We start from the raw sequence: 14,869 nt of genomic DNA, 5'->3' as shown, positions 1-14,869 counted from the left end.
ACCGCTCGGGCATGATGAGGAGGTGACCTTCCTCCTCACGGGCGCCTCCGGCATGCTCGGCACCGACCTGCGCGCGGCCCTCGGCTCCCGCCCCAGCACCGCCCTCGGCCGCTCCGACCTCGACGTGACCGACCTCGACGCCGTGCGCGCCGCCGTCGCGGGACACGACGCCGTGGTGAACTGCGCCGCGTACACCCGCGTCGACGACGCCGAGACCGACGAGGAGGAGGCGCACCGCGTCAACGCCGTCGGAGCGCGCAACCTCGCCCTCGCCACCGCCGAGACGGGAGCCGCGCTCGTGCAGGTCTCCACCGACTACGTCTTCGACGGCTCCGCGACGACCCCCTACTCCGAGGACCACCCCCGGAACCCGATCTCGGCCTACGGCCGCACGAAGGCCGAGGGCGAGCGCCTGGTGCTCGAGGCCAACCCGGAGCGCGGCTACGTCGTCCGCACGGCCTGGCTCTACGGCGAGCACGGCGGCAACTTCGCGAAGACGATGGTGCGACTGGCGGGCGCGCACGAGACGCTGACCGTGGTCGACGACCAGCACGGCCAGCCCACCTGGACCGCCGACCTCGCCGCGCGCCTGATCGAGCTGGTCGACGCGGAGGCCCCGGCCGGCGTCTACCACGGCACCAGCTCCGGCGAGACGACCTGGCTCGGCTTCGCCCGTGCCGTCTTCGCCAAGGCGGGCCTGGATCCCGAGCGCCTGCGCCCGACCGACAGCGGCTCGTTCGTCCGCCCCGCTCCGCGTCCGGCCTACTCGGTCCTCGGACACGACGGCTGGAGCCGGGCGGGCCTGCCGCCGCTGCGCTCCTGGCAGGACGCGCTCGCCGCCGCACCCCTCGAGGCGGTGACCCCGTGACCACCACTCTCCGCGTCGTCGTCGACCAGATGCTCGCCCGCGTGCCCGGCGGCATCGGCCGCTACACCGAGGAGCTCACCCGCGAGCTGATCGCGACGGCTCCCCGCGACTGCGAGGTGGAGGCCGTCGTCTCCGCCCACCCGCCCGAGAAGGAGGAGGAGCTGCGCCTGCGCCTGCCCGGCCTCGCGCGCATCCACCGGCTGCCGCTCGGGCGCCGCGAGCTCTCGCGCGCCTGGCAGTACGGGATCGCCATCCCGGCCGGTGGCGGCATGATCCACGCCCCGAGCCTCTTCGCACCGCTGCGCAGCCACGACGGGAGCGAGGGCGAGCAGATCGCCGTCACGATCCACGACACGGTGCCGTGGACGCATCCCGAGACCCTCACCCCCCACGGCGCGAAGTGGCACCGGGCGATGGCCAAGCGCGCCCGCAAGCACGCGGACGCCGTCGTCGTCCCCACCCACGCGGTCGCCCACCAGCTCTCCCAGCTGATGGACTTCGGCGATCGACTGCGCGTGATCGGCGGAGCCGTCGGCTCCGGCCTGGTCGCCCCGGAGGACGCCGACGAGCGCGCCACGGCGCTGGGCCTCCCCCCGGAGTACGTGCTGAGCGTCGGAACGCTGGAGCCGCGCAAGGGCCTGGTCTCGCTGATCGCGGCTTTCGGAGGAGCGTCCGCGCCGGCGATCCCGCTGCTCCTGGTCGGGCCGACCGGCTGGGGCGACCTCGACGTGGCCTCCGTCGCCGACGAGCAGGGCCTCGACGAGACGCGCGTGCGCGCCCTGGGAGTCCTCAGCGACGCCGACCTCGCCGTCGTCCTCTCCCGTGCCACGCTCTTCGTCTACCCGAGCATCGCCGAGGGCTTCGGCCTGCCCGTACTCGAGGCGATGCACTTCGGAGTGCCGGTGGTGCACTCCGACGACCCCGCGCTGATGGAGGTCGCCGCGGACGCCGGCGTCGCCGTCGAGCGCGGCGACGCGAAGGACTACCCGGACCGCCTCGCCCTCGCCATGAGCAGCGTTCTCGCCGACACCGGTCTGCGCGAGCGGATGTCGGTGGCCGGCCGCGACCGCTCCCGAGCCTTCAGCTGGCGCGACTCCGCCGAGCGCGTCTGGGCGCTGCACGCCGACCTCTGAGGCGTGCGGCACCCGGCCGTCTACGGCGCGGAGTCGCCCGACAGTCCGGCACTCACCAGCGAGTGCACGACGTCGTAGTCCGGGTCCTCCGGGTCGACGGCCGGCGGGACCAGCTCGATCGGATCCACCGGCTGCGACTTCGTCTTGAGCCCCAGCTGCACGAAGTAGCCGAGCATCCCCTGCGGGACGTCCGTCTTGATGACCTGGGACCCGGCGGACGCGACGTCCTGGAACTTGGCGAGGACGTTGCCCGGCTCGAACTGGGCGAGCAGCGCCTCCTGCACCTGCCGCTGGCGCGCCATCCGGTCGTAGTCGCTCGTGGTGTAGCGAGACCGGGCGTAGGCGAGGGCCTGCTCGCCGTTGAAGTGCCAGTGCCCGGGATCGATCCACTGATTGACGCCCTGCATCACGCCGTCGGAGTCGGGCAGTCCGCCCAGGGGCAGCGGCTCGTCGGCCACGTAGTCGATGTCGATGCCGCCGAGCGCATCGATCAGCTGGGCGAAGCCCTCCATGTCGATCAGCGCGTAGTACTGGATCCTCAGATCGAGGATGCCCTCGACCGCGTCGCGCATCGCCTCGATGCCGGGCTCGCTGCCGTGGTCGACGGCGTCGGGGTAGAGCTCCGGGTGCTTCAGCTCGACCTCGGTGTAGACCGAGTTGAGCTTGCAGACGTCGACGGCGCAGTTGTCGGTGTCGTAGCCGTCGGGGTAGAGCTCGTGCATCGGGCTGGTCTCGGGGAACGGGAAGTCGACGAACTCGCGCGAGACGCCGATGATCGAGGCCTTGCCGCTCGACGCGTCGATGCTGACCACCGAGATGCTGTCGGGGCGCAGACCGTCGCGGTCCTCTCCCGCGTCGCCGCCGAGGAGCATCACGTTGTAGCGGCCGTCGATCGGCTGCTCGATCGCTCCGCCGCCGAAGATCGACGACAGCGTCCCCCGTGTCACGCCGAGCAGGTAGGTGCCGTAGGCGGTGGTGCCGACCGAGATCGCCATCAGCGCGATCGTCGCGAACGCGAGCACGCCGCGCATCCGCGGGCGCACCCGGACGACGCGGATCAGGCGGAGGGTGTCGAGCGTCAGCACGGCCCAGACCACCCCGTAGACGACGAGCGCGGCCTGGAGCGCGAGCATCGAGAGGTCGAAGGTCGCGAGCGTGTAGAGGCCGGTCGGGAAGACGAAGTAGAGGAGCACCGCGACCAGGAGGGCGACCCAGAGCCCGAGGGTGAAGCCGAGCCCCAGGCGCCCGAGCCGGCGGTTGCCCGCGAGGACCTGAGCGGACCCGGGCACCAGCAGGTTGACGATCAGCAGCCACCACGCCCGCCGCGTCATGAAGGCGCGGGAGGCGACGTCCGGGTGCCGCAGCGGCAGGGCGACGGCCGTCACAGGCCCGCCACCAGGGCGTCGTTCTTCGCGGCGACCTGCACCTCGAGGTCGGCGGCGAAGGCGTCGAGCGCTGCGGAGAGGGCGTCGTCCGCGGTCGCGAGGATCTTCACCGCGAGCAGTCCGGCGTTCCGCGCTCCGCCGATGGAGACGGTGGCGACGGGGACGCCCGCCGGCATCTGCACGATCGAGAGGAGGGAGTCGAGCCCGTCGAGTCGGGCGAGCGGGACCGGCACTCCGACGACGGGGAGCGAGGTCACGGCGGCGAGCATGCCGGGGAGGTGGGCGGCTCCGCCCGCTCCGGCGATGACGACCTTCAGGCCGCGGCCGCGGGCCTCGCGGCCGTACGCGATCATCGCCTCCGGGGTGCGGTGCGCGGAGACGACCCGGACCTCGTGCGCCACGCCGAACTCGGCGAGGACGGTGGACGCCGCCTCCATGACGGACCAGTCCGAGTCCGAGCCCATCACGACGCCGACGAGCGGCGCGGGCCCGTTCACGAGCGCGTCCGCGCTCACGAGAGGGCTCCGGCAGGGGTCGGGGAGGTCGGCAGGCTCGTCACGGCGACCATCGTACGGGTCAGTCCGTGAGAACGGCCGCCGCCGCGCGAGCCTCGTAGACCACGAGGTCGAGGTCGTCGCCGGTGGCGTTCACGTGCCCGACCTTGCGGCCCGGTCGCGGCTCCTTGCCGTAGTTGTGCACCTTCACTCCCGGGTGATCGGCGAGCACCCGCGGATAGCGGTCGGTCAGCGACTCCCCCACCGGGCCGCCGAGCACGTTGACCATCACGGTCCACGGATCGCGGCAGCCCGTCGCGCCGAGCGGCAGGTCGAGGACCGCGCGCAGGTGCTGCTCGAACTGCGACGTGGTCGATCCGTCCATCGTCCAGTGGCCGCTGTTGTGCGGGCGCATGGCCAGCTCGTTGACCAGGATCCGGTCGTCCGTCGTCTCGAACAGCTCGACGGCCAGGACGCCGGTGACCCCGAGGCTGTCGGCGATCGTCTGCGCGATCTCGGCCGCGGCTGATGCGAGCCGGCCGGCGGACGCGGGGGCCGGAGCGATCACCTCGGCGCAGACGCCGTCGCGCTGCACCGACTCCACCACCGGCCAGAGGATGCTCTCGCCGGAGGGACGCCGGGCGACGAGCTGCGCGAGCTCGCGGCGGAAGCCCACCAGCTCCTCGACCAGGAGCGAGCCGCCCCGGCCGTCCTCGGCGAGGGCGGTGAACCAGTCGTCCGCCTCGTGGGCGCCGCGCACCACGCGCACGCCCTTGCCGTCGTAGCCGCCGCGCGCGGTCTTCACCACGGCGCTGCCGCCGTGCTCGGCCAGAAACTCCCCCAGCTCCTCGGCGGAGGAGACCTCGGCCCACTCGGGCACGGGCACGCCGAGCTCGGTCAGGCGGCGCCGCATCATCAGCTTGTCCTGGGCGAACAGCAGGGCGTCGGGGCCGGGGTGCACGGCGACGCCGCGGGCGACGAGCTCGCGGAGGATCGGCTGGGGAACGTGCTCGTGGTCGAACGTCACCACGTCCACGGTCTCGGCGAAGGCGAGCACGGTCGCCTCGTCGCGGTGGTCGCCGACCCGTGTCGCGGCGAGCCCCGCCGGGGCGCCCTCGCTCTCGGCGAGCACGGCGATCTCGATGCCGAGCTCCACCGCCGCGGGGATCATCATCCGGGCGAGCTGGCCGCCCCCGATCACGCCGACGCGCATGGCGCTCCTCCGTCTCCGCCCGCTGGCGCGGGGCGGCTCCATGCTACCGAGGCCCCGACGCTCTCACGCGGGCGGCGGCCACTCCGGCTCGAGAGCGGGAGCCGCGCCGATCGCCCCCCGCAGCAGGTCGGCCGTGAGCTCCGGATCCGGCAGGTCCCGCAGCACGAACACCTCGGCTCCCGCCTGCAGGATCCGGACGTCCCCGCACCGGGCGAGGCGCTGGCCGAGGGAGCGCTCGACCACGACCTCCATCCTCCGATCGAAGACCACCGCGGCCCGCCGGATCGACGCCACGCCCCGGCGCGCGCTGAGGCCGGAAGCGGTGACGCGGTAGCGCACGCTCGCCCAGCCCGCGATCCCGGGAGCGCAGAGGAGCAGCACCAGAAGTGCGGTGCCGAGCCCGATGATCCAGCGCTGCAGGGCGAGCTCGAACTGCGCGGCGAAGTAGAAGCCCGTCCAGGTGAGCAGGAGGAGGCCGACGACCGGTGCGACCGCCCGGCGGGCGCGCGGAGTCAGCCGCGCCAGCTCGCGGTCGGCGGGGTCGGTCCTGGCCATCAGGAGCGCAGATGCGTGACGTCGCCGGCCGTGAACGAGCGCAGCGCGCCGCCCTGCTCGAGCAGGAGCGAGCCGTCCGGGGCGAGTGCGGCGGCGGTCCCCTCCTCCTGCGTGCCGTCGGGCAGCTCGAGCCGGACGCGCGTGCCGAGGGTGCCGCAGGAGGCGCTGACGGCGGCGGCCGCTCCGGAGGCCTCGGGGTCGCCCTGGGCGAGCAGCGGAGCCAGCAGACCCTGGAATCCGGTCAGGAACGCGGCGAGCACCTCGTCGGCGCTCGTCGTCCGTGCTCCGGCGAGGGCGAGCGAGGTGGCGGTCGGGACCGGCAGCTCCGCCTCCGTCAGCAGCAGGTTCACGCCGGTGCCGACGACGACCCGCCCGTCCGGCAGGCGCTCGGCGAGGATCCCCGCGACCTTCCGGCCGTCGATCAGAACGTCGTTGGGCCACTTGACGGCGACGTCCCCGTCGACGAGGGGTGCGAGGGCCCGGGCGAGAGCGGCGCCGGCCACGAGCGGCAGCCAGCCGGAGGCCTCGGCGCCGAGGGCGGAGGCGTCGACCAGCGTCGAGGCCGCGAGCGTGCGGCCCGCGGGCGCCTGCCAGACGCGCCCCAGCCGGCCGCGCCCGGCGCGCTGGTCGCCGGTGGCGACGACGGAGAGGTGCGGCCACGCGGCGGGGTCGGCGGCCGCCCGCTCGCGGAGCTCGTCGTTCGTCGACCCCGCCGACTCGAGCGCGAGGACGCGGGGGGAGACGGCGGAGGAGAGCGGGAGGAGCATGCCGCCACGGTAGCGGCGGCTCCCGCGAGGCCGCTCCGAGCGCCGCTCGCGACGTCCCGCCCTTGTCCGGATCCTCCCGTTCGGAGCGGCCCTCCCTGTGCGAGTGCGACAAGAGGAGGCGTCCGCCCCGCCGGTAGGGTGAGCGGGTGACCGCGAACACCGAACGTCCCGCGCCCGATCTGTACACGACCGCGGGGAAGATCGCGGACCTCAGGAACCGCTACCACGAGGCCGTCACGGCCAGTGGCGAGGCGGCGATCGAGAAGCAGCACGCCAAGGGCAAGATGACCGCACGGGAGCGGATCGACACCCTCCTCGACCCGGGCTCGTTCGTCGAGCTGGACGAGTTCGTGCGCCACCGCACCCACGCCTTCGGCATGGAGAAGAAGCGCCCCTACGGCGACGCCGTCGTCACCGGGACCGGCACCATCCACGGCCGCCAGGTCGCCGTGTACTCGCAGGACTTCACGATCTTCGGCGGCTCGCTCGGCGAGGTGGCCGGCGAGAAGATCATCAAGGTGATGGACCTCGCCCTGAAGACCGGCGTCCCGATCATCGGCATCCTCGACTCCGGCGGAGCACGGATCCAGGAGGGCGTGGTCGCCCTCGGCAAGTACGGCGAGATCTTCCGCCGCAACACCGCGGCGAGCGGCGTGATCCCCCAGATCTCGATCATCTGCGGCCCGGCCGCGGGAGGCGCGGTCTACTCCCCCGCCCTGACCGACTTCGTGATCATGGTCGACAAGACCAGCCAGATGTTCGTCACCGGGCCCGACGTGATCAAGACCGTCACCGGCGAGGACGTCGGCATGGAGGAGCTCGGCGGTGCGCTGACCCACAACACGATCTCGGGCGTCTCGCACTACCTCGCGAGCGACGAGAACGACGCGCTCGACTACGCGCGGACGCTCCTCTCCTTCCTCCCGGACAACAACCTGTCGCCGGTACCCGTCTTCGAGACCGAGGTCGATCTCGAGACGACCGACGCGGACCGCTTCCTCGACACGGTCATCCCGGACAGCCCGAACCAGCCGTACGACATGCGCGCCGTCATCGAGCACATCGTCGACGAGGGCGACTTCCTCGAGGTGCAGCCGCTGTTCGCGCCGAACATCGTGATCGGCTTCGGCCGCGTCGAGGGCCGCTCCGTCGGCATCATCGCGAACCAGCCGAGCGCCATGGCGGGCACGCTGAACATCGAGGCGGGCGAGAAGGCGTCCCGCTTCGTCCGCTTCTGCGACGCGTTCTCGCTGCCGATCCTGACCCTGGTCGACGTCCCGGGCTATCTGCCCGGCACCGACCAGGAGTGGACCGGCGTCATCCGCCGCGGCGCGAAGCTGCTCTACGCCTACGCCGAGGCGACCGTGCCGCTGGTCACGGTCATCCTGCGCAAGGCCTACGGCGGCGCGTACATCGTGATGGGGTCCAAGCAGCTGGGAGCCGACATCAACCTCGCGTGGCCGACCGCCGAGATCGCCGTCATGGGCGGCCAGGGCGCGGTGAACATCCTCTACCGCAACGAGATCCGCAAGGCGGAGGAGGCCGGCGAGGACGTCGCAGCCGTCCGGACGCGCCTGGCGAACGAGTACACCTACAACGTCGCGAGCCCGTTCCTCGCGGCCGAGCGCGGCGAGCTCGACGGCGTGATCGAGCCCTCGGCGACGCGTGTCTCCGTCATCAAGGCGCTGCGGGCGCTGCGCACCAAGCGCGCCAACCTGCCCGCGAAGAAGCACGGCAACATCCCGCTCTGACCCGGCTCGCTCGGACGCCGCGGCAGGAGACGGGAGACCGTCCGTGCCGCGGCGTTCCGCTGCGACCGCCTCCTCACGGGGCGGAGGGGCGGAACGATCAGTCGGAGGAGCCGCGCCCGGTCCGTCGGGCAGCGGACTCCGCGGGAGCATCGGGCCGCACGACGGGAGCGTCCGGCTCCGCGGCCGGAGCACCCGGCTCCCCTGTCGCGGAATCGGGCTCCGCTTCCCGGGCATCCGCCTTCGCCGCCGGAGCACCCGCCTTCACCGCAGGACCGTCCGGCTCGGCTGCCGGAGCACCCGCCTTCACCGCCGGAGCGCCTGCCTTCGCGGCCGGAGGATCCGGCTTCGCCGCGGGCGCCTCGGACGGCTTCTCCTCCGGCTTCGCCCCGACCACCCGCGCGAACGCCAGCGCCTGCGCGGCGGAGAGGTCCGGCAGGTAGGCGCGACCCAGCGCGGCTCCGATCCGAGGCAGCTGCAGCGCGTCGGGGTAGGTCATCCAGAGGCCCGCGTAGCGCGGGTGGAACTTGGCCTTGAAGCGGAACAGCGACGTGAAGCCGTAGGCCGGCTCGAGCGTCCGCGAGAGGAACTCGAGCAGGCGCGAGAGGACCGTCGGCTCCGGAGGCACCTCCCCCTCCTCGACCGGTGCGGTGGCGAGCGGTGCGCCCGAGAGCGAGAGGAACTCGGCACCCTCCTCCTTGACGCGCAGCGCCGCGGAGGCGATGAGGAACTCCATGATGCCGGGCATCGAGTCGTCGGAGCGGCGCATGAAGTCGAGGGTCCAGCCGACCACGCGACCCTCCCTGTGCACGGGCAGCCAGCTCGTCACTCCCTGCAGCACGCCGTCCGGTCCGACCGCGAGCAGGAGGGCGACGTCGGGATCGCGGACCTCGTCGATGCCACCGAGGGTGAAGCCCATCTCGGGCAGCGCCTTCTCGGCGACCCAGCGCTCCGACAGGTCGACGATCTGGTTGGCCATGCCGAGGGAGAGCTCGGGCCAGCTGGTCCACTGCGCCTCGATGCCCAGCTTGATGCCGCGCGTGAGCGGGTAGCGCACCTTCTGCCACCGCTTGCCGGTGAGCTCGAAGGAGGAGAGCTCGATGATCGTCTCCTCGCCGACCGAGAGGCGCGACCAGCCGAGCCGGTCGAAGACGGGGAGCAGCTCGTCGTGGATGCTGTAGAACACGGGCGTCCAGCTGCGCTCGTCGCAGAACCGCACGAACTCGGCCACGACGTCCTCCCGCCGCTCGGGAGCGCAGGCGGGGTCGGAGAGGGTGATCGCCACGCCGCCGATCACCCGGTAGGCGACCCCGCCGGTCCCGTCGGCCGAGATCCAGTGCGCGTTGCCCTCCCAGGTCCCCTGGTGGCCGAGGCTGCCGGCGCCGTGCAGGGACAGGAGCGCGCGGTACCGCGCCTCGTCGCCGCGGTTCCGCTGCACGTCGGTGGCCCGGAGCAGAGCGACCACCGCCACGACGACCACGAGCCAGAACACCGGGCCGACCCACTCGAAGACGATCCGCGCCACCGGCTCCCGCGGCACGGCGAGCAGTCCGGCGCCGCCGAGGAAGCTCACCGGGACGAAGCGCAGCAGCCCGTCCAGGAGGAGCCTCCCGAGGCCCAGGAGCGGCTCGAAGCTCGTGCGCACGCCGGCCGAGAGCGCCAGATAGCCGCCGAGGGACACGACGAAGGCGATGGCGACGACCCGCGTCCAGAGCCTCGCAGCGGCACGGGGCGCGCGGATGCGGAAGTGCCTCCTCCCGATCACGAGCATCGCCACGACGGCCAGCGGCACCAGCACCGTCGTCGCCACCCAGAGCAGGTACTCGGCGTAGTACAGGAACTCGGGGTGACGGGCGGCGCGCTGGAGGGAGAAGACCTCCAGGATCGCGATCGCGATGTTCACCCCGACCGCCAGCAGCAGGCCCAGGCGGCGCCCGGAGCGCAGGCCGTAGGCGGCGACGAGCAGGAGGAGGAGCGGGACGAACGTCAGCAGGATCGGCCCGGGGGCGACCAGGCTCAGCTTCACGTGGTGCGCGCAGTGCCGGAGGGCGCGGCTGCACGGGTCCTCGAGGTCCGTCGTCCCCGTGAAGGCGCTCTGCAGCAGTCGGCCGAGGAACGAGAACGGACCGTAGCCCGAGTCCGAGAGGACGGCGACGAGCGGACCGATCGCGGTGACGACGACGACCGCCGCCAGCAGCCCCCGGGACTCGCGGTGCGAGCTCGGCGCCGGACGCTGCGGACGCAGCCCCGCCGCTCCCCGCGCGAGCACCGCGCCGAGCACGAGCCCCGCGCCGCCCGCGAGGAGCCGGTACGCGTCGGCGGAGTCGCCCGCGTAGAGAACGAACATCAGCACGACGGCGAAGACGGTCACCCGGAGCCGGCGACGCCACAGAGCGCCCATGAAGGCGGTCGAGGCGATGAGGGCGCCGACCGCGCCGATCAGCGGGTCGAAGGTGTGGTCGCCGACGGTGTCGCCCGCCCACCACTCCCCGACGAGAGCGCCGATCGACTGCACGGAGGACCCGACGACGATCCCGACGGCGCCGGTCACGAGGAAGGCGAGGAGGGTGCGGGCCGAGCCGAGGCGGCGCTCCGCGGCGAGGAGCATCGGGAGCACCAGCACGACGTCCAGGAGCAGCTGCAGCGGGTCCGCCGCGATCAGGAGGGCGGTCACCGCCGTCCACGGACGGCCGTCGAGGGTCGTCATCGGGCCCGCCGCCCACCAGGCCGTCGTCTCGGCTCCCGCGGGGGCGACGAGCGTCCCCGTGATCGCGCTCGCGGCCAGGAGTACCAGGACGACCGAGACGGCCGCGGGCGACCTCCGGACCAGCAGACGCAGGGGGCGCAGCGCCGCGGCACCGCTCCTCGGGAACCACGTCGGCATGCGGGGACGCTCCTGTTCGCAACGGACGGACGACGCTCCGGCGGCATCCGGCGTCAGCATAGCCATGCCCCGCCGACCGGCGCCGTGAACGGCATGCGATAGCGTCACGGGATGACCGCCTCCGACTCCGCACCCGCCGTCGTCATCTCCACCTCCGGCCTCGACGCCGCCGAGATCGCCGCCGTCACGGCCGTCGTCACCGCATTGACCTCGCGCACCGAGGCCGAGCCGGAGACCCCGCAGGAGCTCAGCGGGGGCTGGAACGACCGCGCCGCGGCGGTCCGCGGGCCGCTGCGGCCGGCACCGGGAGCGTGGCGCTCCTTCTCCGGCTGAGCGGACTCGCAGACGCAGCCCGTCGGGGAACGAGCGATCCGCGACGCGGAACGTGAAATTTGTCCCCCGATTAGTCCCCTAAAGTGCTGACTATGCGCCTCCTGGCGGAGAGAGCACACTAGTGGACGTACGGTGCTTCTCCTTCGGAAGGGGCACCGCCAATCACTCGCCGACCAGGGTAAGCAGGCGGGTGTGTTGGGGGCGAGTGAGGGTAATATTCGGGTTGTTACCCTCACTCGGGGTTTGACGGCGGGCCGGGCCCCCTCTTCGGAGGAGTGGACGGCCCGCCGCACTCCGTTAACGGGCTTTCGTCCTGACGCGCTCTGCGCTCAACGGGCTCTGCCCATGACGGCTCTGCTCACGCTCGTGCCGCGCCGACGATCGGTCCGCGCCGAGAGACCGGGTGCGCCAGGACCTGAGCCGTGCTGAGAGCCGGAGCGTCCCGACCGCGGCACCGATCCGACATCCGCACGCCCTTCGGGCCGGGTCGCCACCGGTCGCTGCGCATGGGGACGGCCGCGCCGTCCCGAGCGCGCTCCGCCGCTCAGACGTCCCGTCCGCCGACGCCGTCGCGCCGGATCTCGACCCAGGCGTCGACCTCGTCCCCCGCGTCGTCGGAGCCGAGGGCGCCCGCGCTGCCGTCGCCGGCCGTCCGCAGGCCCACCACTGTGACCGCCGAGGCCGAGTCGGCCGACGCGGTGCGCACCACCACGCGGTCGACCTCCTCGCGGATCCCGCTCAGAGCCCGGGCGAGCTCCCCCAGCACCCGTCGGCTCTCGCCCTCGGAGGTGCGGTCGAGGCCGCCGTCGTCGAGCACCGACACGGTCACGCCCCGCCGCCGCGCGTCGAGCACGAGACGCCGCACCTCGTCGTCCAGCAGCCGCCGGCCGCGGATCTCGTCGCGCACGGCCGCTTCGAGCAGCCGGCACTCGCGCCGCTCCTCGTCGGTGAGGCCCGGTCCCGGCTCGGCGATGCGCAGCAGCATGTCGGCGGCGAGGGCGCGGGTCTGCTCCAGCCGGACCTCGCGCTCCGTGAGGTGCGCCTCCTCCGCGGCCCGCCACGACGCGGCCGCGCGCTCGGCCGCCTCGAGCACGCGCGCCTCGGAGCCCGCGCGCCCGAGCTCGACGATGAGCAGCTGCGCGATCGCGACCCAGGCGATCCCCCCGACGACGCCGAGAGTGGCCAGCGCGGCCGGGCCGGCCCAGAACACGGTGTGCACGATCAGGAAGCCGACGCCGACCCAGGCGCAGGCCGCGCGCCGGCGGGCGCACACGATCGTCATGAGGGTGCCGACCGCGGCGATGTACCAGGTGGAGTAGCCGTTGGAGGCACCCGGATCGAGCGAGGGCGCGACCAGCAGCGGCAGAGCGACGGCGACCGCGGTCATCCCGACCGCGACGGGCAGGGCGAGCCGGGTCGTCGCTCCGGGCCAGAGGGCGACGACGGTCGCCGCGACGTACAGCGCGACCGCGACGAGGTCGGCCGGCGTGGCCGGGGAGATGCGGAAGGAGAAGAAGGCGAGCACCACGTGGTACAGCGAGAAGCCGGCGCCGAGCGCCTGGAGCAGGGGGCGCGGGTAGGCGATCACGGCCCTCCTCCCGCGTCCGCCCGCCAGGAGAGGACGACACGGGTGCCCTCGCCCGGAGTCGAGTCGACCCGCGCCGATCCCCGCGCGTTGTGCACCCGCTCGAGGATGGAGAGCCGGATGCCCAGCCGCTCGCGCGGGACGTCGGCGAGCCGGAAGCCGCGGCCGTCGTCCTCCACCACGACCTCCACCGCGCCGTCGCCCAGCAGCCCGTGCACGGCGCGGTGGACGCTGCCGCTCGGACCCGCGTGCTGAACGCTGTTGGCGAGCGCCTGCCAGACCGCGCCGAGCAGCGCCTCGGCCACCGGGCGCGGCAGCGTCGTCGCGCGCGGATCCACTCCGTCGGCCGTCGCGACTGCGATCTCGGTCCCGAAGGTGGACGCCGCGTGGGCGAGCTGGCGCTGCAGGAGCTCGAGCGGGACCAGCCCCTCGGGCGGCTCCGGCTCGTGGTCGGGCAGCAGCACGGCGAGGGTGCGCTGCGCCATTGAGGAGACCAGCGCACGCTCGGCCGGCGACTCGGCGGAGGCCGCGGAGAGCAGCGTCGCGAGCACGTTGTCGTGCACTAGGGCGTCGACCTCGACCCGCTCCACCTCGCCGGCGTGCTGGCGCATCGCCGCCTCGTACTGCTCCATGGCCGTCGTCTGCGCGCGATCGATCTGGTCGGCCGACTGCCGGAGCACGGTGATCAGCACCAGCATCACGAAGCCGACGATGCCCACGTAGGCGGCGTCGAGGATCGCGCGGGTCGGCTCCGCCCCGCCGCCGGAGGGGAGGACGCGCAGCAGCCCGAACAGCACGGTCGTCACCGACACGTACGCGATCGCGATCCGGAGGGGAGCCGCGATCGTGCAGAAGGCGGTGCCGATGGTCAGCAGGTACCAGATCCACGGGGTCTCGCGGTCCGCGCCCCCGGTGGCGACGGCGGCCGGCCAGGTCAGGAGGGCCACGAGGACACCGACCGCGACCAGGACCGCCGTGATCCGCGTGCCCCGCCGCAGCACGGCGGTGGCCACGGCGGCGGTGAGCGATCCGAAGACCAGCGCCAGCACCGGCCAGGCCACCTCGGGGCGCAGCAGGGGCAGCTGGGCGAGGATCGGCGGGACGGTCTGCACGCCGAAGCCGAAGCCGAAGAACGACACGACCGTGCTGATGATCCGGTCGATCCGCTCGCGCCCGGCGTTGCGGCGGGCGATCGGCGCCTCAGCGCCCGCCATCGCCGTCGTCCGGGTCGATGCCCGGCAGGATGCCGTCCTCCACCGCGCGCCGCAGCAGATCGACCTTCGTCGGGGCGGGACGGCCGATCTCGACGTACTTGTCGCGGATCCGGTCGAGGTACTCCTTCGCCGTCGACACCGAGATCTGCAGCCGCTCGGCCACCAGCTTCAGCGGCAGCCCCGAGGCGTAGAGGTGCAGGACGTCGCGCTCGCGACGACCGAGCACGGCCCGCGCGAAGTCGTCGTCGGCGTCGATGGCCGAGGCCCACTCCAGATTGTTGAGGACCTCGCCGCGGGCGACCGTGCGGATGGCGGCGACGACCGTCGACATGGGCGAGGACTTCGGGATGACGCCGGCCGCTCCCGCGGCGAGCGCCTCCCGCACGGCCACGACGCGGTCGGCGATGCTGTGGACGAGGACGGCGGAGCCGCGCACCTGCCCCCACTTGACGTTGCTGGTGATGCTGGAGCCGTCGTTCAGGGACAGGTCGAGGACGAGCACCTCGATCTCGGCGCCGCCGATCGTGCTCTCGAGGGCCTGGACGGTCTCGGCGGCGGCGACCACCTGCATCCCCGCGCTCTCGACGGCGGCGGCCACGCCCAGGCGCACCGACTCGTGGTCGTCCACGATCGCCACGCGCACGCGCGGGGCCTCGGCTGCGTCGACGTGGGGCTCCATCCCGCCCATGG

At 73.4% G+C, this 14,869-nt stretch carries 13 protein-coding genes; 4 read left to right on the top strand and 9 right to left on the bottom strand.

The features are described 5' to 3' along the window. Nucleotides 1-22: 22 nt before the first annotated feature. Together rfbD and C5D66_RS06195 are read left to right on the top strand one after the other, a co-directional pair. Nucleotides 23-868: a dTDP-4-dehydrorhamnose reductase gene (rfbD, locus tag C5D66_RS06200; RefSeq protein WP_104256326.1), complete on the top strand. Its 846-nt coding sequence runs from the start codon at nucleotides 23-25 to the stop codon at nucleotides 866-868. After that, nucleotides 865-2,001, top strand: a complete 1,137-nt coding sequence (locus C5D66_RS06195; protein ID WP_258061234.1) for a glycosyltransferase family 1 protein — start codon at nucleotides 865-867, stop codon at nucleotides 1,999-2,001. The genes rfbD and C5D66_RS06195 overlap by 4 nt, the downstream gene beginning before the upstream one ends. Before the next feature lie 20 nt (nucleotides 2,002-2,021). Here the strand turns inward: C5D66_RS06195 and C5D66_RS06190 are convergent, their stop codons facing one another. The 5 genes from C5D66_RS06190 to C5D66_RS06170 form a co-directional block, all read right to left on the bottom strand. Beyond that, the gene (locus tag C5D66_RS06190; RefSeq protein ID WP_258061233.1) at nucleotides 2,022-3,386 is read right to left on the bottom strand and encodes an LCP family protein; all 1,365 of its coding nucleotides are present in this window, start codon (nucleotides 3,384-3,386) and stop codon (nucleotides 2,022-2,024) included. Further along, a complete protein-coding gene (gene purE, locus C5D66_RS06185; protein ID WP_104274227.1) occupies nucleotides 3,383-3,850 on the bottom strand; it encodes a 5-(carboxyamino)imidazole ribonucleotide mutase in 468 nt (155 codons plus the stop codon). Before purE ends, C5D66_RS06190 begins: the two co-directional genes overlap by 4 nt. Nucleotides 3,851-3,962: 112 nt before the next feature. After that, nucleotides 3,963-5,093: a 5-(carboxyamino)imidazole ribonucleotide synthase gene (locus tag C5D66_RS06180; protein ID WP_104246679.1), complete on the bottom strand. Its 1,131-nt coding sequence runs from the start codon at nucleotides 5,091-5,093 to the stop codon at nucleotides 3,963-3,965. 63 nt (nucleotides 5,094-5,156) lie between these two features. Beyond that, the gene (locus tag C5D66_RS06175) at nucleotides 5,157-5,648 is read right to left on the bottom strand and encodes a PH domain-containing protein (RefSeq protein ID WP_104274224.1); all 492 of its coding nucleotides are present in this window, start codon (nucleotides 5,646-5,648) and stop codon (nucleotides 5,157-5,159) included. Further along, nucleotides 5,648-6,415 (bottom strand): biotin--[acetyl-CoA-carboxylase] ligase, encoded by a 768-nt coding sequence (locus tag C5D66_RS06170; RefSeq protein WP_104274223.1) that lies wholly within the window; start codon nucleotides 6,413-6,415, stop codon nucleotides 5,648-5,650. Before C5D66_RS06170 ends, C5D66_RS06175 begins: the two co-directional genes overlap by 1 nt. A 146-nt stretch (nucleotides 6,416-6,561) precedes the next feature. On the opposite strand from C5D66_RS06170, the gene C5D66_RS06165 reads away from it, so the two are divergent. Further along, nucleotides 6,562-8,166, top strand: coding sequence for an acyl-CoA carboxylase subunit beta (locus C5D66_RS06165; protein ID WP_104274222.1), 1,605 nt, complete (start codon nucleotides 6,562-6,564; stop codon nucleotides 8,164-8,166). Nucleotides 8,167-8,263: 97 nt separating this feature from the next. Here C5D66_RS06165 and C5D66_RS06160 read toward each other — a convergent pair whose 3' ends face one another. Next, complete coding sequence (locus C5D66_RS06160) at nucleotides 8,264-11,047, bottom strand: DUF2156 domain-containing protein (protein ID WP_181028718.1); 2,784 nt, start codon at nucleotides 11,045-11,047, stop codon at nucleotides 8,264-8,266. Nucleotides 11,048-11,158: 111 nt separating this feature from the next. Between C5D66_RS06160 and C5D66_RS06155 the strand changes: the two genes are divergently transcribed. Then, nucleotides 11,159-11,380, top strand: a complete 222-nt coding sequence (locus C5D66_RS06155; RefSeq protein WP_104256322.1) for an acyl-CoA carboxylase subunit epsilon — start codon at nucleotides 11,159-11,161, stop codon at nucleotides 11,378-11,380. Nucleotides 11,381-11,924: 544 nt separating this feature from the next. Here the strand turns inward: C5D66_RS06155 and C5D66_RS06150 are convergent. Genes C5D66_RS06150 through C5D66_RS06140 form a run of 3 tightly spaced genes read right to left on the bottom strand, consistent with a single transcriptional unit; the run spans nucleotide 11,925 to nucleotide 14,867 of the window. Then, nucleotides 11,925-12,968, bottom strand: coding sequence for a hypothetical protein (locus C5D66_RS06150; protein ID WP_104274220.1), 1,044 nt, complete (start codon nucleotides 12,966-12,968; stop codon nucleotides 11,925-11,927). Next, complete coding sequence (locus C5D66_RS06145) at nucleotides 12,965-14,179, bottom strand: sensor histidine kinase (RefSeq protein WP_104274219.1); 1,215 nt, start codon at nucleotides 14,177-14,179, stop codon at nucleotides 12,965-12,967. The genes C5D66_RS06150 and C5D66_RS06145 overlap by 4 nt, the downstream gene beginning before the upstream one ends. Beyond that, on the bottom strand, nucleotides 14,166-14,867 hold the full coding sequence (locus tag C5D66_RS06140) for a response regulator transcription factor (protein ID WP_104223169.1): 702 nt from the start codon (nucleotides 14,865-14,867) through the stop codon (nucleotides 14,166-14,168). The genes C5D66_RS06145 and C5D66_RS06140 overlap by 14 nt, the downstream gene beginning before the upstream one ends. Nucleotides 14,868-14,869: the final 2 nt, after the last annotated feature.

It is taken from the genome of Rathayibacter sp. AY1B4 (genome assembly GCF_002932815.1).
Lineage (GTDB): Bacteria > Actinomycetota > Actinomycetes > Actinomycetales > Microbacteriaceae > Rathayibacter.
The sequence above is the reverse complement of the archived record's forward strand: the minus strand, read 5'-3'. Positions and strand labels throughout refer to the sequence as shown.

Bases quoted from the DNA above. Each gene is read 5' to 3' on its own strand.
- purE (WP_104274227.1), bottom strand. From the start codon at position 3,850: ATGGGCTCGGACTCGGACTGGTCCGTCATGGAGGCGGCGTCCACCGTC.
- C5D66_RS06145 (WP_104274219.1), bottom strand. From the start codon at position 14,179: ATGGCGGGCGCTGAGGCGCCGATCGCCCGCCGCAACGCCGGGCGCGAG.
- C5D66_RS06170 (WP_104274223.1), bottom strand. From the start codon at position 6,415: ATGCTCCTCCCGCTCTCCTCCGCCGTCTCCCCCCGCGTCCTCGCGCTC.
- C5D66_RS06140 (WP_104223169.1), bottom strand. From the start codon at position 14,867: ATGGGCGGGATGGAGCCCCACGTCGACGCAGCCGAGGCCCCGCGCGTG.
- C5D66_RS06180 (WP_104246679.1), bottom strand. From the start codon at position 5,093: ATGCGCGTCGGCGTGATCGGGGGCGGCCAGCTCGCCCGGATGATGATC.
- C5D66_RS06160 (WP_181028718.1), bottom strand. From the start codon at position 11,047: ATGCCGACGTGGTTCCCGAGGAGCGGTGCCGCGGCGCTGCGCCCCCTG.
- C5D66_RS06155 (WP_104256322.1), top strand. From the start codon at position 11,159: ATGACCGCCTCCGACTCCGCACCCGCCGTCGTCATCTCCACCTCCGGC.
- C5D66_RS06175 (WP_104274224.1), bottom strand. From the start codon at position 5,648: ATGGCCAGGACCGACCCCGCCGACCGCGAGCTGGCGCGGCTGACTCCG.